The organism is Telluribacter sp. (genome assembly GCF_035998675.1).
Taxonomy (GTDB): domain Bacteria; phylum Bacteroidota; class Bacteroidia; order Cytophagales; family Spirosomataceae; genus Telluribacter.
Window position 1 is genome coordinate 84,701 of record NZ_DASYHI010000015.1, and the last position, 18,322, is coordinate 103,022.

The following is an 18,322-nucleotide window of genomic DNA, read 5'->3' on the forward strand; positions in this document are numbered from 1 at the left end:
GGATGAGCATAGCCCCCTGTGGGCATTAACGGCAGTACCCTATATGCTGGTACCTGATATGGTGAAACAGCTGCTTGCGATCCGGAGCAACTATCAGTTTTTGTCCTTAAAAAGTAAACAAATATAAGGTACTTTATTGAATGTTCCATCGTAAGTAACCACGAAACTCTTACTCGGCCAGATTAAATTTCACCTGTACCCCACCGGCGGTAGTAGAACGGTAGAATGAGTTGGAAACGAGCGGGTCATTGAAGGTACGATCAAAGTAGAACTGCAGGCTCAGGCGGTTATTGACTACGTAATTGACGGTGGGCCGCAACTGGAAGTTGATATTACCGGCAATGGGGATATTCTGCCCGTCGAACTTACGCTGAATAGCGCGGGTATCGCGAAAGGCCATACCTATCTGCACCGTCAGGTCATTTTTGAGCTTCCGCTTCGCCCCATTTACTTTGAAAGGCAGGGGTACATTATTCTTCGTAAAGCCGATACTAAGCGTCAGATCCTGGTTGAATAACTCCGCTACCTGCGAGTTAGACATGTTCAGCGCCACGGTACGATCGCGGTTGTAGTCGAGTCGGCCCGTGATGCGGCTTTGCGTCCGGAAATTAATCCCCACCAGTGGCGCGAATTTCTCCGACATGGTAATGGTACTCATCACAAACACCGGCACGTACTGCCCCAGGTAGTTGGTCCGGCTGGACAGCGGGTAACCCGTCACGGCCAGGTTTACGTACAGTGCATCGTAGTCGAGGGAGGAGGTAAAGTTACCCACGCTATAATTAGAAATATAATTATGCGTCAGCGTAAACGAGCTGAACAGCTTTTTAAAGGCCGACAGTTGGGACAGACCGTTGTAGTCGATGCGCCAGTTGGGCATCGGGAAACCCAGGAAGGGCGATATCCGCACCGTGTTGGGATCTTTTCCCGTATAAGCCGCAAAGAAAGCCGGAATAAGTACATCCTGGGAGTTTTCGTTGTACTCGCCGGTACTGCCGTTCTCCCGGTTGAGGCGCTCGCGAAGTATTTCCCGGTAGGCCCGGAATTTATCAAATACCGGCGATGAATTATCGCGGTTCATCTTGGTAAAGGCCGTCCGGAACGACATGAACGACATACTGAACTGCCCGTTGCGCACGGCGCTCTGGCTGATAAACTGCCCACCGGCAAACTCCGGGCGGTAAAACTCCTGGTACGCGTCCTGCCGGGTCAGCCTGGCCTCAATCTGCATCCGGAAATCCTTGAACGGCTCGAGCGTAGTACGCATGTTAAAATTCTTCTGGACAGTCTGCTGGAAGGGCTGATTCAGTACCGTACTCGGCGTAATCCAGCCGTTATTGGCCGCCTGCACGTGAATGTTCCGATTCTGACTACCCAGCACAAAAGGCAAACCGGGGGCATGGGCATTGTCCAGTCCAAAGTAGGTAGGCGTACGCAGGTAACCGGGCAGAGCCGTCGTTTCAAGCAGTGTGTAGCTCACATTAATACCCCGCACGGTCATAAGTACCCGCGTAATATTCTTAAGTACCTGGCTACTCCCCTGCTCTATTTCTTCAATGTCACCGGGGCTACGGGCAAAATTCTTGCGCGGGGCCGAGGGTGAATTGGCAAAACGCAGGTACCTGAGCTTGTTGTAAAGGGCGACAAAGTCAACCCGGCCGGTGATACCCCGTTCGCGGCTGTTGCGGATAATATTTCCAAACGGAGTACCCAGCGAATCGGTCAGTCCCAGGGCATTAGCCTGAAACTGGTAGGCAATAGTATGGTTGTAATCAGCGGCCATCCAGTCGGTGAGTGGCAGCTTGTCGAGCGGCAGGCGGTAGGTAAACCGGATGCGCTGGTCGAAATTCTTGATGCGCCCCAGGGTCCTAAAATTAGTCCAGAGCGAATCCTGCTTCTCGGCCGTATTGATATCGCCCCGTGGCTCGTCAATGATGGCGTTGGCCACGGAGTTGTAGGTCACGATAACATTACGCGTCAGGTTCCAGGTCAGGTCGTAGTAACGGTTAAACCAGAAGTACTTCTCAAAGAAAGGCTCCATCCCGGCGGTAGTCAGCTCGGAGTTGCGGAGTTGGGTTTTGGTAAAACTACGGTCAATGTCGGCCCGAATGGCTACGGAGGTAGGGAGTGGCGTCAGGTTAAACTCCTTCAGGAAGCCCAGGTACCGGCTGTTGGTCTCCCACTTGCGGAAAGGCTCAAAGGGCTTGGGTTGGCTGGCGTAAGCATAGGCAGCTCCGGCCCGGTACATCCGCTGGGAATACAGTTCGGTCAGGATGTTGGTACGGGTCAGGTCGCTGTAAGCGTAGGTAAACGACAGGTTTTCGAAATCATAGAACCGGCTACGGGCGTCGGGCGCCATTTTCACCTTTCGCACGTTGGAGAGGTTAATCCCTTTCCTGACGGTATTGTCCTCCACGAGCCTTCGGTAACGGTCGCGGGCTTCGGGACTATCCAGGTTTTCCAGCGTAGTACTGAGTGGCATATCCGGGTCAAGCGGGTTGAAATGCGGAGCTATGCGGCGATTGTCGTAGTTAACGTACAAGGGTATGCTGAAACCCCACTGCTGCGGTAGCAATTTGTCCAGGGCAATGTTGGACGATACACCAAACTCGGTGGTAGTAGCCCGGGCCCGCTCCCCAATCTTCTGCTGCACGTTCCCAAAGCCAAACGTTTCCAGCCTACCGGAAGCCGTCACGGTAGCAAAGTCAGCCAGCTTGGCGTTGAGCTGCCCGATGGCCGCCTGCCCGGCGGTCTGGTCATAGCCTTCCACGTGCATTTCATTCACCCAGATACAGAAATCTTTCGAACGTTCATCAATGGATTTGGGATTACGCATCCCGATCATGATCACCCGCACCGCGCTCAGGTCCGGATTACCAACCACGGTAACCTTGTAGCGGCCATCGGCGGTGGTAATGGTATAGGGCAGCGAAAGGGCGCGGTTGCTGGCTTTGTTGCGCTCCGATTTGGCCCGCAGCAATTCTTCAAAGGCAATATCTATCTCATTTTCCAGGGGCCACACGGCCTCCGGCTGACCCACATTTTCGGGAGTGGCCTGCAGGTTCGAGATTTCTATTTCGTAGTAATTCTGGGTATTGTCGGTACCCAGGCGCAGGAACGCGCCCACCTGGCCCCCCTCGTTGTCGTTGTTGTGCATGTGAATGTACATGCGCAGACGCTTCCGGAACTGCAGGTCCAGATTTACGTTTTTAAAGACCGCCCGGGAGTCACCATCGCGCAGTTCGGTTACGCAAAGGCTCATGGATTGCTCGTTGAGCTGGAAGTTATTCTGCGGCTGCGTAAAATCCTGGTCACGCTGCCAACCCGGCGGCACCGCATAGATGTATTTTTTCTCCGAATTATTGGCCTGGCTGTTTTCTTCAATACTGACGGTACCTACGGTAAACCTGGCATCGTAGGGCTCGGGTACTTCCTGAAGGCCGGGGGCATCCAGGTCGGCGGTGTATTTGCGGTACTGCTGGCCTACCATCTGTAGCTGAGCAAAGCGAAGTACCACCGGCTGCTCAAAATCCGTCAGGTACATCCGGACAAACCGGATAGATTTGAACCCATTGATGGAACCTACCTTACGGGCAAACTCTTTCACCGGAATCCGGAACAGGTACCAGTTGGCACCGTCAGCTACCGTTTTGTCCACTATGTACCCATTGCCAATATCGAGCCGACCGGGTTTGAGATCTACCTCGTATTCGTAAAAAGCCTCGTTGTCATTTATGGTGTTATCAATGTTGAGGTCTTCGGCATCGGGGATGTTGGTAGCCGCCGGCGTGACATCGTCGGCCCGGGTGTTGCTTTCGGGTGAGTTGCCTTCCATGCCGCTGTAAAACTTGTAGCGCTCCAGTACTTTCTTGCCCTCCGCGTCCAGGTCCTCACCCAGATAAAACTGAAAATCGTCACCGGAAGGGTCGGACAGAATACGTTCACGAGCCTCGGAAGTCAGGTTGGCCGGCAGGCGGTCCAGGAAGCGCTCTTTGAAGTACCGGCGTTCCTCGGCGTTACTCAGGCCATCCAGGCCCACGTCCTGCTTTTCGCGGGCGCCGGGTTCGTTGCTGAAGGCATTGATCAGGTACTGCTGTTTGGTAACAATACCCCAGGCGGTGGAGTCGATTTGAGTACCGGCCCGGGTGTCACTGACCGGCAGGCCATTTTCAAAATTGTACCGGCCATCCGGAATCACATCCTCGGACACATCGCCCAGGTTAAAGATCAGCTTTCCGCCGGTGGTATTACTCCGGTTCTCAAAACCATCCCGAATAATTCCATTTTCTCCCCGAATAAAGGGATCCATCATCCAGAACTCAATGTTCTCAATATTGGCATTGTCAAAATCAATATCGGAGGTAATGGCCCGGCTAATAGCGCCAAAATTGCGTCGGGGGTTCCGGAGCCGGCCGTTGGGGTCCAGGTCGGGGTTATAATTGTACATCCCCCGCTCACTGGGGTAGTAGGCTATATCCAGGATAGACTGGGGTAAGTTAAGAACCGGTACCGAGCGGCCGGGGAATATTTCCTGTGGCAGAAAAAGGCGTTCGTAGTAATTTTTATAATCGTCCTCGGTAAGGTTAGGACGCTGCCGGACGAAAGTACTTCCAAATTTACTGAAAATGTTGTCGACGGTATAGGCCGTAATCCGGGCCCGGCGGTACCCGTACTCCAGAGGACTGGAAGGAGTACCCTGCGGAAACTGCGGGGGAGTAGACCCCAGGCGCCAGCGCGTAGGCTGTCGGGTAAGGTCGTAAATAGTACGGGCAGCTTCAAAATCATCAACCAGGGAGCGGTTATTTACCCGTGGCGATACCCCCGGGAACAGCTGCGCCACCTCCCCCCGGAACTGGATGTTGGACATCTCTTTGGTTTGCAGCAAAGGAAGTTTGTCCAGCAGTTTGGTCAGGAAGGGTGATTCCTTACGGATATTGGCGTCAAGCCCGATGATCGTATTGTTGGTAGGTTCGTTGCCCACGGCGACGCGGGTCAGGAAGCCGGCGGGAGTTTCGCGGTGGCGCATAGCCGTCATTCCCAGGCTGATATCGTTACTGAGCACGTAGTCCAGACGGGTACCCAGCAGGGTCCGGATCTGGTTGTTGAACATATCGGGCCGTTCAAACTCAATTACGATTTCGCGGCCGGAGTTCAGAATACTGGGGTTGACCAGACGCACCCGCCCGATTTGGGCCTCCACTATAAAATCCTGTCCCGGCGAAAGCGACACCCCGCCCGCCGTTACCGTAACCGATTCTTCCGACACCCCAAACGGCAGTACTACTTCGGTACCACCCGCCGACTGGTACGAGCCCTTCAGGTAGTACTTGTTTTTTTCGTTGACCTGCTGGGCGTCAACCTGGGTAGTCCTATAAAGCTCGTTATAAACGTACTTCTCTTTCAGGATTTCTTCGTCGGGGCCAAAGTACTGCGCCAGGTTGGAGCCAAAGGGTTCCAGAACGGGAAAGTAGATCCGGCCCGTTTTTGGATCAATCGTAACTCCTTCTACGTAGTCAAAGTTACCGTCGGGCTGCAGGTCATTGACCGGATTCAGCCGATCCAGGCCTACCAGGCGCAGAAGTGGCCGGTTTTGAAGGAGACGGCCTTCCTGCAGGTTAGGGTTGTCGATACCCGTCAGGTCATCCTTGTAAATAATCCGGAACTGAAAACCCTGCCGTTCTATCTGGTTAGTACCCAGGGAATAGACGTTCTTCATCATCAGGTCCCACATCGGCAGCTGCGTGTTGTTCCGGATGGTTGACGATTTGAGCAGTTTCAAAGCAATCACTTCATCATCCTGACGGTTCTGGTAGTCTTCGGTCAATTCACCTACTTTGAAAGTACGGCCATTCTGGGTATACTCGTAGGCTACGGCCAGTACTTCGTCATTGCGCAGGGGTACCGTCAGGGAGATATAACCCAACTGGGGGTGAAACTTGTACTCCTGCTCCAGAATAAGCCTTTTCGCTCCCCGCAAAACCTCAAAGTCTATGCTTTTCTGCAGGCCCAGCCGGTTGGTAAGTTCAAAGGTAGTCTGATCTACCTGACGGAATGTTTCGGTACTGGTCAGGTTGGCATACAAACCATTGGCCTGGTTGTCGGCGGGCAGGCGCGGATTAACGGGCTGTACGTTAGGATTGGCGGCATTATGGGGCCGGGGCTCACCCAAATCGGCAAAACCGGCAATATTCCGTAACGACTCGGTCGTGGTAGTACGGTTGGTTACGTATACTTCAAGGCGGGTAATTGTAACACCCGACGTAATCATCGGCAGGTTTTTGAGAGAACTTTCGTAGGTATTCCGGAAAAACTGCGAGAGGAAGAAGTGGCGGTTTTCGTCGTAATTATCTACCCGTATCTCAAAGTCTTTAGTCTGGGCGCCGCCCCGCAGAACAATGCGCTCCTTCCGGGACCGCTGCTGCGAAGCCACGAGTGTTGCCCGCAGGCGCCCTAATTGAAATTCGGTCTTAAGTCCAAAAAGATTCTGTACTCCCGGAATAAGCTGACTATTGAGGGGCCAGCTGATATTACCGGCCTCAATCTTACGGACCAGGCTTTCTTCGGGAGCTTTGTAGTTTAAGCGAAGCGCGTTTTCAAAGTTAAAACTGGCCTTGGTATCGAAGTTGGTCAGGAAGCCCATCCGGTCTCCCAGCTTCGCATTGAAGTTAATATTAATCTGCTCGTTGAAGATGAAGTTGGTATTGCGCCGCTGCCGCACCGGAACCGCCGGGTTATCAATAAACTGGTGCATAACCCCAAAATCAAGCGCGACGAACCCATTGGGCCGAAAGTCCATCAAATCGCTTCCGAACAATTTGTCCAGCGCCGGAGGCAGGTCCAGTTTGGGGAGCAGGCCGCGGCCTCCCATGGCGCTTTTCCCGTCCTGCCGGGCGGCGTACTCGCGCATCAGGCTCTGCATGACGCGCTGGTTCTGCAGCTCATTATAGGTCCGGAAATCCATGCTTTCGGCCGGGCGATAGTCGAGCGAACCCGAAGGGGTTTTTACCTCCTCAGAAACCACCACCCGACCGGTGGTATCCAGCCGGATATCGGTACTTACGTTAGGGGGTTCTTTCAGGTAAAACGGAGAACGCGGGCGCGGCTCGGCGAAGCGGTTACGGTAGTAGTCCTGCCAGCGCAGGATAGTCTGCCGGCCCGAGCGCTTCAAATCGTCGCCGGTTGTATCAGCTCCCAGAGTATCAAACTGATAGGTTATAGTCTGGGGGCTATCACCACGGACAGGAACATACTGATTCGAGGCGGTTGCCAATAGCAACGCGCCTGCCGAAACGGTAACTGACCTGAAAATTATTTGGTAAATTGTTCCTGACAAAGCCTATCACACTAAGTTAGAGAGGGTCGGTTGGTTAACCATTGCTTACTGCTATGACACAACGGCTAAAACCTTGCCAATATTCTATATAAAAGTATAATTTTTCAGCGAGGTAACTAGCGCAGCGCTAACTTGATCAGCTGCTCTACGGTAATACCGTCTCCTTCTCTTTTCAGGATGGTATCCACGCTCTTTTCGGCCGCCGGTTTCGGGATTCCCAGCGTAACCAAAGCGGCCAGGGCTTCGTTCCGGACCTGACTGCCCGAAGTACCTCTCAACATTGGTAATGGTGAAGTCAGCGCCTCTTTTCTCATCTTGTCTTTTAATTCCAGAATAACCCGTTGCGCAGTTTTGGAGCCTATTCCTTTAATGGACTGCACCACCCTTACGTCTTCATTCATGATGGCGTGGCGGATCTCCGGGGAGGAAAGCGAGGAGAGCATGACCAGAGCCGTGGATGGCCCAACGCCGGATACTCCCACCAGGTCCAGAAACAGTAGCTTTTCATCCGGCTCGGCAAAACCAAACAGTACGTGGGCGTCCTCCCTGATATTCAGGTAAGTAAACAGCTTGCATCGCTCACCGGGTTCGGGCAGGGCGGCATAGGTCTGGAGCGAAATCCGGACTTCGTATCCGACCCCCTGGGTGTCAACAATAGCGTAGGCGGGATCCTTGTAGGCTAACTTCCCTTCAACGTAGGCAATCATGATAGTGGGGTTTTTCTGGCAAGTTAACTCCTAAAACAACACCCACAAAACCCTTGAAAAAGGCTATGTGGGTGTTGGGTAAAAATCCGGTTCCATGTAAGGATTAACCAGTGATTAACAATTTCTGGCCGGGCTTTAGCGTGTTGCCTCTTATGTTGTTTTCTTTTTTAAGCTTATCAATTGACATACCATACTGCTGGGAAATATTCCAGAGGGTATCCCCATTCTGTACCGTGTGGTAGCGGAGCTTTATGGATTTTTGAGATTTGGGCTGGGCCAGCTCTTTCTCCCGGACCGAAGCGGTTAAAGTTCCGGAAGTACCTTCCTGGTACACAACCAGTTTCTGGCCCCGCTGAATCGAATTTTTTGACAGGTGGTTCCACGCCTTCACCTCGCTTACCTCTACCCCATACCGTTTGGCAATGGCAATCAGGTTATCGCCCGATTTTACCACGTGCGTCGTTTTACGTTTTTGTGGAGCAACCGCTTTTTTAGCAACGGTGACCGGTGCTTCTTCGTCGTTGTCCTCTACTTCGGTGGTGGAAGCCAGTGCTTCTTCCTCTTTTTCCGGCGTAGTGGCAGGGGCGGGTTTAGTAGTAGCCGAAGCCACCAGCGTAGCCTGCTTCACCGGCGTTTTAACCGCCACCTCACGGAATATAGCCAATTTTTGTCCAGACTGAATAGAACTCTTACGCAGGCGGTTCCACTCCTTCAGGTCCTGTACCTCTACTTTGTAGCGGTTGGCAATTGAGGTCAGATTTTCGCCCCGCTTTACCACGTGGGTCAGCTTGCGCTTTTGGTGGGTAACAATAGTTTTAACCGGACTTTCCTCCTCTGACGCTTCGTCCTGAGCTTCCTGATTAGCCGCCAGTGCTTCCTCCTTAACCGGAGCAGCGGTAAGCGTGGTAGCAGGAGCCGTAGTAGTCGCTACCGCCAGGGTAGTAGCTACCGGTGTCTTTACGGCCACTTCCCGGTAAACAACCAGTTTCTGTCCTTTCAGCAAAGTACTTTTACGAAGGCGATTCCACTCTTTTACGTCCTGCACATCCACATCATACTTATTAGCAATGGACGTCAGGTTTTCGCCCCGCCTCACGATGTGGGTCATTTTACGCTTCTGATAAGTCACGGTACCTGCCTCTCCGGTATTGGAGGCCAGCAGGGTGCCCGCTGACAACTGTAGCGGCCGTCGGCACGAGTCCAGAATAGCCGCCCGGTTGGAAGAGAAGTAAGCAAATTTTTCGGCGGGTACTTTCAAAACAAAATTCCTGATATGGCCCGGAATTTCGGTACCGACAATCTGCGGATTGAGCTTTACAATATCTTCCAGCGATACTTCACTAAACTGAGCAAACCGGGTAAGGTCAAAGTACCCGTTAATATGTAAGGTATCGGTCACCGTCGGGAACTCCGGATTAACAGCCACGATTCCGTGGTCACTGCCGTAGTGCATCATGTAGGTCATGGCTACGTATTGGGGTACGTACGAGCGGGTCTGCTGGGGCAGGGCACTGTAGATAGTCCAGAAGGTATTACCTCCCGAACGTCGCATGGCCCGCTTGACATTACCCGGACCGGTGTTGTAGGAGGCCAGGGCCATTTCCCAGTCACCAAAAATCCGGTAAAGCTGCCGCAGGTACTTACAGGCCGCCTCGGTAGACTTAACCGGATCAAAGCGTTCGTCGATAAATTTATCCTGATAAAGACCGAACTCTCGACCGGTGGCGGGCATGAACTGCCAAAGTCCACCCGCGCTGGCGTACGATATAATCCTCGGATTAAGGCCCGACTCAATCATGGACAGGTACTTGAGCTCGGTAGGCAGGTTGTATTTTTTCAGGTATTGTTCAAAAAGGGGCAGGTAAAGCGGTGAGTGCTCCATCATGCGCCGGGTAAAGTCGGGCTTTTTATAAATGAAGTACTCAACAAACTGATGGGAAACTTTGTGGTAGACAAGCGGTATTTCTCTTTCCAGCTTAGCGAAACGCTCGCGCAGTAACTCGCCGGGTACCGCCGGGGTTTCGCTGATTTCTTCTATAAGTAACGTATTTATTTCATCAAGCACACCAATAGTATCGGGCTCAAATTCAAGATCTTGCTGGGGCTTTGCCTGTGCCGGAACATTCCACAAGCCCACCGTAATGGTAGTTAACCATAGTACTCGCTTTACGATTTTCATCAGTGTCAGAAGATTACGGGTGGTTTTGGTTACTAGTATAAAAAAAATTTAACAGTATTTCAACTTTTACTCTACATTTTCATCAACACTGGTCAGGCTGTTTACATAGGTACCAAAGGCCAGCAGGTCGCTCTCCCCGAAGGGGCGGGCCATAAGCTGTATACCAATCGGTAACCCATGGGCATCAGTACCATTAGGTACCGAAATAGCCGGAGCTCCTACTACGTTGGCTTGTACTGTAAATATATCCGCCAGATACATCTGTAACGGATCATCCATTTTTTCACCCAGACGAAATGCGGTAGTGGGTGTTACCGGCGAGAGCAGGAAATCGTACTGCGTTAGTAACCGCTCTGTCTCCTCCCGTATTAATTTTCTAACGCGCTGCGCCTTCGTATAGTATGCGTCGTAGTAATTTGCGCTCAAAACAAAAGTACCCAGCAATATACGGCGACGTACTTCGTCACCGAAACCTTCGGTACGCGACTTTTTGTACAAGCTTTCCAGATCCTGCCCTTCGGGGCTGCGATACCCGTACCGAACGCCATCAAACCTGGATAGGTTGGAGCTGGCTTCGGCCGTAGTCAGGATATAGTAAGTAGGCAGAAAATAGCGAAGCAGGGGCATTTCAACGGGCTCTACTACATGGCCCTGTTCCCGAAGCTGGTCCAGTACCGCACGGGTGCGCTCACGGATGGCCGGCTCTACCGCTTCACTCTCAACAGATTCGCGCAGGTACCCAACCCGGGCGGGGCGGTCCCACTTGAGTTGTTGGCTATAGGCAGGTACTTCCCGGGTAGAGACCGTGCTGTCGTATTCGTCAGCGCCGGCCATTACTTCCAGGAGTAAGGCAGCATCTTCAACGGTTTTGGTAATGGGGCCAATGCAGTCAAAGGAAGAAGCGTAAGCCAGCAAACCCCAGCGCGACACGCGGCCGTAGGTTGGTTTCAGGCCTACTACATGACAAAAGGCCGCGGGCTGGCGCACTGAGCCACCGGTATCACTACCCAGTGAGGCGTGACACAAACCCGCCTGAACGGCAACCGCCGAACCACCCGATGAGCCACCGGGTACGCGGGTGGGGTCAGCGGCGTTTCGGACGGGCCCAAAAAAAGAGCTCTCATTGGAAGAGCCCATAGCAAATTCGTCGCAGTTCTGGCGGCCGATAACCAGGGCGTCCTCATCCAGTACCCGTTGAACAGCCGTAGCTGTAAAAGGTGACTGGTAGCCGTCCAGGATATGGCTTCCGGCCTGTACGCCGTGACCAGCGTGACATAGTACATCCTTCACGCCCAGTACAAGCCCGGCCAGCTTCCCGGCGCGGCCCTGTTGGATACGTATATCAATTTCACGGGCTCGTTGCCGGGCCTCGTCGGTATATACTTCTACAAAGGCATTGAGATGACGGTTCGCCTCGATTCGGGCCAGGTATTGCCCGACCAGTTCTTCACAGGTTGTGATTCCTGCCCGCAGATCGTGCTGTATGTCAGCCAGCGTCAGGTACTCTTTCAAATTCAGACAGGTTGAGAGATTACACAAAAAATACAGGAGCCGTTGTTCTTAGTTGGTCTACGAAAAACGGCTCCTAAATAAAAAATCAGACTATTGCGCTCACAGGGACACGCTCCGTACGAGATGTTCATCAGGTGGCGCACCACCATATGACTCCGCCCCCTGTGGCGTTCTTTGCATGCTTATCCAAGCAAGCAGGCCACACAGCTACTAAGAATTAGTAGTAGTAGAAGCGGGGGTGTCTTCGATGCTCTTCTCGATATTCTCCTTTACGTCCTTAGTGGCACTCTTGAACTCTTTAATGCCCTGGCCCAGGCCACGCATCAGTTCAGGAATCTTCTTGGCGCCGAAGAACAATAAAATGAATAAGGCTACCAGGAATATTTCCTGTCCTCCTAATCCCATAAATGCCAAAATCGATACTAATTCCATGCTAATTGTTGGTTTATTATGAATACAAATTTAGGGATTCTTTCTTAGTATGAAAGAATTTTTCACTATTTATCCGATGTTAATTACCTGTTTTTGTTTTTCCCAGACGTTGAATTTTTGAATTTCGTTATCCAGGGTTTTGAATAACCACGCCAGCAGGGCCAGGTCATCGGCCAGGCCGATTATTGGCAGAAAATCAGGAATCAGGTCAATGGGCGACACAAAATAAATCAGTGACGCTACTACCTTTACAAAGCTGCTGGAGGCTATGCCGCGGTAATCTCCACTGGCGTAACTTTTCACCATTCTGACCAGCAGCTGCACCTGGCTCATGGCCTCGTTCAAACTGTTACGCATGCCTTTTTGATTTGATTTCTGCAGAACCTGCTGTACCAGCATTAAAAGTGCGGCCCTGCTTTTGCTCAGGCGACCAGCTTTGCCTAAGGCTTTACTAAAAAATACCGAACGTAAAATACGTGTAATCAGGGAACTGTTGGCCATGGTGTGTAGAATGTAAAGTAAAAAGGTTTAAGATTATAACTATGAATAACTAATAAAATTGCAACCTCTCTTATCTCTTAACAAATTACTTCCAAAAAAAATCCCCATCAGTGGTTAAAACAAATAATGTGTTCTAATTTTGGGCGGAAACAGATTTTTCTAACGTCTTATTAATCTCATCACATGAAAATAACTGTCGTAGGTGCCGGTGCCGTTGGGGCTACCACCGCCGATAACATCATTCGCCGCGAGTTAGCCGAGGAGGTCGTGTTGCTGGATATCAAAGAGGGTGTCAGTGAGGGTAAGTCACTGGATATGTACCAGACGGCCGCTCTGCTTGGCTTCAATACCAAACCGGTAGGTTCTACTAATGATTACGAAAAAACGAAGGGTTCGGATGTCGTCGTGATCACATCGGGTCTTCCCCGCAAGCCCGGCATGACCCGCGAAGAGCTGATTGGCATCAACGCCGGCATTGTAAAATCGGTAACCGAAAACATCCTGAAGTACTCGCCCAAGGCTATTATCCTGGTAGTTTCCAACCCAATGGATACCATGACTTACCTGGCACTGAAAGAATCCGGTATTCCAAAAAAACGTATTATTGGTATGGGTGGAGCGCTGGACAGTGCCCGCTTCAAGACCTACCTGGCGCTGGAAATGGACGTGTCGCCCAACGATATCCACGGTATGGTAATCGGTGGACACGGTGATACTACCATGATCCCGTTGACCCGCCTGGCTACCTACAACGGTATTCCGGTAAGCCGCTTCCTGTCGGCCGAAAAGCTGGAAAAAGTAGCCGCCGACACCATGGTGGGTGGCGCTACCCTGACCAAACTGATAGGTACTTCGGCCTGGTACGCGCCGGGTGCCGCCTCGGCCATGATCGTGGAGAGCATTGTCCGCAACCAGAAGCGCATTGTACCCTGCAGCGTTATGCTGAACGGTGAGTACGGCCAGAAGGACATCTGTATGGGAGTACCCGTGGTGATCGGACGCAACGGCTGGGAGAAAATCATTAATCTGCGCCTGAGCGATGCCGAAAAAGCGGCCTTCGAAAAATCAGCCGACGCGGTTCGGAATATGAACGGTGCCCTGAACCTGAGCGTGTAGGTACATAGGTATACCGATATACAAGAATCCCCGCCGGAAATCCGGCGGGGATTCTTGTAATTTACAGCTAGGGATACTCTTACTCGCTTAGATTATGTAGATTTACTACCTGAAGATGGTCGATAGTACGAAAATCAGCAATATTGCGTGTTATCAATACCAAATTGTTGGCAACACCAGTAGCGGCAATAATGGCAGATGGCCCAAATAATCTATGATCACATTAGTGTCTATTAAATACTCCGGTTGTTCCATTCGCTACGGCTTTGACTTACGTACTCCTGCATCTCGTCAGCAACACGGGAAGGTAGTTTACCAGCATATTTTTCTGAGAGCTTCTGCCGGGGCTGAACTTCTTTTTTTAACACTTTTATAAGATCCAGGTCTTCCAGATCTTCTAATAGCCGATAAGCCTTGCTGTTATTTATTTGGATAAGTACCGTTTCCATAATGATTTAATATAAAATAATCCGTCCCTTTTGAGGGAGTCTATAGGTTGCAAACAAATTTAAATAACTTAAGATTTATTATTTCAATTATTCCTACAACTACTTTTTGTTCTATATACTATTACCTTACTCATGCGACCATTGGCTTTCTTCCTCTTTTCGTCTTTTGGAGCCTTTCCAGATAGGAACCGTGTTAAAATTAGTTAAAAAGAAAGTACTTCTTTCAACTTCTGCTTACCTTACAAGTACTTCTTCTCTCAACACTTACACACTTCCTAATGCAAAAGCTCCACGCTCGTCTGGTCCTGTTATTGTTCGTCTTTTTCTCCTGCCAATTCGCCGCAGTATTCGGCCAGTCAAAATCCAAACCCATTACCAAAGTACTCATTGACTGTAGCTTTTGCACGGGTCAGAAAATCGCCGCCAACGTCACAGATCTTTTCTCCAATGGTTTCTCCAAACTTGTAGAAACCGAGGCTGATGCTGCCGGACAGGCTACCCTTAATGTACCTGCCACTGATCCCTTACTCGCTTATATTACGGTTGGGCCGGGTGTGCTAGGACAGGATTCGGTATATCGTCTTTACTTAGAGCCCAATCAGGTTCTGAAGTTAACCATCGAGCAGGATAAGATACACTACTCTGGAAAGCTGAGTGCAGTCAATGAGTACCTGTTGGAGTCCGAGAAAATAACCAATAAAGTATGGGATGAAGCGAATGCGATAGCTGGTCAATTCAGGAAGTTTTCTAAAGAGGAACAGGAAAAGGTACTTATTTCATTTAACAAAAGATATAGTTCGCTGCACCAGACGATTACCAACGACAGCCGTCTGTCCGCTCAACAAAAGGATATAATTATAGCCAATAATCAGCTGCTGATTCTATGGAAAATAAAAGGGCTGGAGGGCGCCAATATAAAAAAGCTGAAAGAAGAAAGCAGCCATGAGGTGACTTCTTTTCTAAATGGGTTGCCAGTCAAAGCCTCTTACCTAAAGGCGAATATGGATACTTACAGGAGAGTAATAGATCTAGAAATTCGTAATCATCTGTTTGGATCAATCTACTACGCGTTAGAACAGGACGGCAAAGAAAAAAATGAAGATACGTTGCTTCTACTTAAGGATAAGGCCATTAGAAGTAATACCCGACTGGCTCCAATCAAAGAGTTTTTATTGGCCAAAAACATTAGTTGGGACCTCAATGATTATGGTTTAAAACCTCAGGTAATTCAAAACTTTACCAAATTCAGGGAAGAGTACCCCACCTCACCGTATATAAGCTCCCTTGAATCAAAACTGGATGAGCACTATGATCTGGCAGAAGGCAAAGAGGCCAGAGACTTTGCCGCTACGGATATAAACGGGAAGGAGGTACGTCTGTCGGACCTGAAAGGGAAAGTAGTTTATGTAGATTCCTGGGCCACCTGGTGTGGTCCTTGTATCGCTGAGTTCCCCCACTCCAAAAAGATGATGGAGCACTATAAGGGGAATGACAACGTAGTATTTCTGTTTGTTTCGGTAGATGAAGATACTAAAAAGTGGAAGTCCTATCTGCAGAGTGGTAAAGCGCCCAGTGGTATTCATGTAAATCATAAAACAACAGATCCTGAGTTAGATATTTATACCATTTATAGGATGTCAGGCATTCCGCACTACATACTAATTGATAAGGCTGGAAAAATTAAAGTCAATAAAGCGCCGAGACCTTCTGAAAAAGAATCCTACGCGCTGATTGATGAACTACTTAAATGATACTCCCCGTCAGGTACTTCTGGCGGGGGCTTCTTGTTTTTGGAAATGATTCGAATACTGCTCTAAAGGTTGTGGGGCATAACTTATTATTAAGCTAATAAAATGACCGTTTGATAAATTTCTATAATCTAAGATAGGTTATGCAGGTGCTATATCGTACGTTAGAGCCAGTTTAAGTACATAAACAATCAAATCACCCTACTCAATTCAAGCAAATGCTAAAATCTCTCCTTCTTCTCTTTTTAGTCAGTGTGACTATCCCCTCTTTTTCGCAATTTGTTGAGCTAGCTGAGGGCAATGATTCCAAACCCGTAGCCACTCAGAGTGCCTTCGTCCAGGGCAACCGTGATGCTGAACGCTACTACAGTAAGTACAAAGCTGCTGGAACCGGCACTTTAGTGGCAAGTGTGATTTCCCCTTTGCTTGGCCTGATACCAGCTATTGCCTGCTCTTCAATCGAGCCGCAGGAGGCTAATCTGGGAGTTCCAAAGCCTGAAATGCTGACTCAGGGCGAATATTACCTGGGTTACACTCAAAAAGCTAAAAAGATCAAATCGCGTCGGGTGTGGACTAACTGGGGTGTTGGTTTAGGTGTGAACTTAGCCATTGTACTCGTCGCAGCAGCAAGCCGCTAGTAGCTAACCAGCATGGTCCTATTCTATGATTAGTTGAATAAAAGTAAAATTAAAGTCAACCGGCCCCTGGCCTTTTGAAATAATTAAAAAGTACCGCCAGAAGCTCTGGCGGTACTTTTTAATTTAATTGGGGCAAAACAGTGATCAACTTCTCCAGCTTCCTGGGAAAAGGCAACTTCTCTATTTGATCCGGGTACCTATTCATTGCCTATATCGACACCTGGTACTGCAGTACCCAGGCTCCCCGGCGACCCGAAGGCGACAGCAGGTTAGCCGTAGTACTGGCCCGATAAACCGGGCGGTTCTCGTAGTTCAGGCTGAGCTTGGCCGTGTGCCCTTTCATCAGCCAGTTCATTCCCACGTTCCAGACGTTCATGCCGCCTTCCAGGCGGTCGTAGGTAGCGTGTTGTAGCGAGGCGTACGGTAGCAAAGTACCCTGGCTACCCAGCAGGTCGTTCCGCAATTTATAGCCCAATTGTGCGTACACTACCTTTCCGTTACCAAACATCGGAAAGGCGTTACCCTGGGTACCACCCACGCCCGGTAGGGGTTGGGTAGTACCACTGGCCGGATTCATAAGGCCGTTGTAGCGCAGGTACCCGGGGCCATAGGTAGTGCGAAAGTACCCTACGTACGACGACACCGCCGTACCCCGTACCTGGTCCAAAGGCATGTCCATATAAGCCGCCACCGACCACAGGTTCAGGCTGCTGTAGGTAGTATCGGCTCCTTCCCGACGCCAGGTGGCGTTTTTCTGCGTAATAAATCCGGCTTCCAGATTCAGGACCCGGCGCCTACCCAGGTAGGTACCGGTCATGTAGCCGGGCGTAGTGTTGTCTTCGGTGTCAAGTATGTTATAAATAAATAAACCCTGGAGCTGCTTCCGGTGGTTACGCTGCGCAAAAGTGGAGTTAGTACCCAGGGGCGGCGGTACAGCGGCGTTGGTTTCAATGGGGAACGGGTCCGAAATAGCCAGCCGGTAGTTGAACTTGTCGTACTGGCCCCGCGCGTACACACTCAGCTTGCGGGCAAACTCGTCGGTCTGGTCAACGGTTGCCTGGGCAAACACGGGTACATCCATGGTCAGGATGGAACCAATACTGGGTTGCGAAAAGCGCGACAAGCCGCCTACTATGGTCAATCCCGCGCCAAAACGCAAAAAATTAGTACCCCGGCGGTAGGTTTCGTATTCGCCCAGGGCATCGTGAAAGAAAGCGGCAATCTTCCGGTTGCTGGGAGTACCGTTGGCATTATAGCCGGGGAAGGCATTCAGCCGGTTAAAGTTATTCATCCCAAACTGCGTATAAAAAAACACCCGGTCGGTCAGCTGGCCAAAGAGCTGGAGGCGCGTACGGCGCAGGCCAATATCGAAGGTCTGGTCGCGGGGATCACCCATGACCGTAGTACCGGGGTTGCTGTCGTTAAGGCGCAGCCAGGTCTGGTTCAGGAAGGTAGCCTTAATGTAGTGCGTACCCGAGGGGTTCAGGTTGTAGCGGATGTCATTTCGCGTATCCAAGTCCGCAGGGGTAGTTTCCACTGGGGAAGTATCCACTGGTGAAGTACCTGTTGTCTGAGCATTGACAATTGGAATAAAAGGGAAGGTTATCAGCATTAAAAACAGCAGAGGTACTTTTTTCATAGAGTAAAAAAATGAATAGTTCAGCTAAGTAAATAGCGAAACTCACCTGTAAGGGTAGGTTAAAAAGT

At 50.5% G+C, this 18,322-nt stretch carries 11 protein-coding genes; 3 read left to right on the plus strand and 8 right to left on the minus strand.

Annotated features, from left to right (window positions below; all coding sequences use genetic code 11):
- Positions 1-169: 169 nt before the first annotated feature.
- The 6 genes from sprA to VGN67_RS08110 form a co-directional block, all read right to left on the minus strand.
- On the minus strand, positions 170-7,333 hold the full coding sequence (sprA, locus tag VGN67_RS08085) for a cell surface protein SprA (protein WP_327486295.1): 7,164 nt from the start codon (positions 7,331-7,333) through the stop codon (positions 170-172).
- Positions 7,334-7,449: 116 nt separating this feature from the next.
- Positions 7,450-8,040, minus strand: a complete 591-nt coding sequence (gene ruvA / locus VGN67_RS08090) for a Holliday junction branch migration protein RuvA (RefSeq protein ID WP_327486296.1) — start codon at positions 8,038-8,040, stop codon at positions 7,450-7,452.
- Positions 8,041-8,143: 103 nt separating this feature from the next.
- Positions 8,144-10,219, minus strand: a complete 2,076-nt coding sequence (locus VGN67_RS08095) for a LysM peptidoglycan-binding domain-containing protein (protein ID WP_327486297.1) — start codon at positions 10,217-10,219, stop codon at positions 8,144-8,146.
- 66 nt (positions 10,220-10,285) lie between these two features.
- A complete protein-coding gene (gene gatA / locus VGN67_RS08100; protein ID WP_327486298.1) occupies positions 10,286-11,731 on the minus strand; it encodes an Asp-tRNA(Asn)/Glu-tRNA(Gln) amidotransferase subunit GatA in 1,446 nt (481 codons plus the stop codon).
- 210 nt (positions 11,732-11,941) lie between these two features.
- Positions 11,942-12,163: a twin-arginine translocase TatA/TatE family subunit gene (locus VGN67_RS08105; RefSeq protein WP_327486299.1), complete on the minus strand. Its 222-nt coding sequence runs from the start codon at positions 12,161-12,163 to the stop codon at positions 11,942-11,944.
- Positions 12,164-12,232: 69 nt separating this feature from the next.
- Positions 12,233-12,520: a YkvA family protein gene (locus VGN67_RS08110; RefSeq protein ID WP_327486300.1), complete on the minus strand. Its 288-nt coding sequence runs from the start codon at positions 12,518-12,520 to the stop codon at positions 12,233-12,235.
- 327 nt (positions 12,521-12,847) lie between these two features.
- Between VGN67_RS08110 and mdh the strand changes: the two genes are divergently transcribed.
- Complete coding sequence (gene mdh / locus VGN67_RS08115) at positions 12,848-13,780, plus strand: malate dehydrogenase (protein ID WP_327486301.1); 933 nt, start codon at positions 12,848-12,850, stop codon at positions 13,778-13,780.
- A gap of 233 nt (positions 13,781-14,013) precedes the next feature.
- Here mdh and VGN67_RS08120 read toward each other — a convergent pair whose 3' ends face one another.
- The gene (locus VGN67_RS08120) at positions 14,014-14,229 is read right to left on the minus strand and encodes a hypothetical protein (RefSeq protein WP_327486302.1); all 216 of its coding nucleotides are present in this window, start codon (positions 14,227-14,229) and stop codon (positions 14,014-14,016) included.
- 278 nt (positions 14,230-14,507) lie between these two features.
- On the opposite strand from VGN67_RS08120, the gene VGN67_RS08125 reads away from it, so the two are divergent.
- Together VGN67_RS08125 and VGN67_RS08130 are read left to right on the plus strand one after the other, a co-directional pair.
- The gene (locus VGN67_RS08125) at positions 14,508-15,980 is read left to right on the plus strand and encodes a TlpA disulfide reductase family protein (RefSeq protein WP_327486303.1); all 1,473 of its coding nucleotides are present in this window, start codon (positions 14,508-14,510) and stop codon (positions 15,978-15,980) included.
- Positions 15,981-16,195: 215 nt separating this feature from the next.
- Positions 16,196-16,615: a hypothetical protein gene (locus VGN67_RS08130; protein WP_327486304.1), complete on the plus strand. Its 420-nt coding sequence runs from the start codon at positions 16,196-16,198 to the stop codon at positions 16,613-16,615.
- A 208-nt stretch (positions 16,616-16,823) separates the two neighbouring features.
- Here VGN67_RS08130 and VGN67_RS08135 read toward each other — a convergent pair whose 3' ends face one another.
- Positions 16,824-18,254: a hypothetical protein gene (locus VGN67_RS08135; protein ID WP_327486305.1), complete on the minus strand. Its 1,431-nt coding sequence runs from the start codon at positions 18,252-18,254 to the stop codon at positions 16,824-16,826.
- Between the last annotated feature and the right edge of the window lie 68 nt (positions 18,255-18,322).

Coding starts and splice junctions, on each gene's coding strand:
- ruvA (WP_327486296.1), bottom strand. CDS start 8,040: ATGATTGCCTACGTTGAAGGGAAGTTAGCCTACAAGGATCCCGCCTAC.
- VGN67_RS08130 (WP_327486304.1), top strand. CDS start 16,196: ATGCTAAAATCTCTCCTTCTTCTCTTTTTAGTCAGTGTGACTATCCCC.
- VGN67_RS08135 (WP_327486305.1), bottom strand. CDS start 18,254: ATGAAAAAAGTACCTCTGCTGTTTTTAATGCTGATAACCTTCCCTTTT.
- VGN67_RS08095 (WP_327486297.1), bottom strand. CDS start 10,219: ATGAAAATCGTAAAGCGAGTACTATGGTTAACTACCATTACGGTGGGC.
- VGN67_RS08120 (WP_327486302.1), bottom strand. CDS start 14,229: ATGGAAACGGTACTTATCCAAATAAATAACAGCAAGGCTTATCGGCTA.
- VGN67_RS08105 (WP_327486299.1), bottom strand. CDS start 12,163: ATGGAATTAGTATCGATTTTGGCATTTATGGGATTAGGAGGACAGGAA.
- VGN67_RS08110 (WP_327486300.1), bottom strand. CDS start 12,520: ATGCGTAACAGTTTGAACGAGGCCATGAGCCAGGTGCAGCTGCTGGTC.
- VGN67_RS08125 (WP_327486303.1), top strand. CDS start 14,508: ATGCAAAAGCTCCACGCTCGTCTGGTCCTGTTATTGTTCGTCTTTTTC.
- mdh (WP_327486301.1), top strand. CDS start 12,848: ATGAAAATAACTGTCGTAGGTGCCGGTGCCGTTGGGGCTACCACCGCC.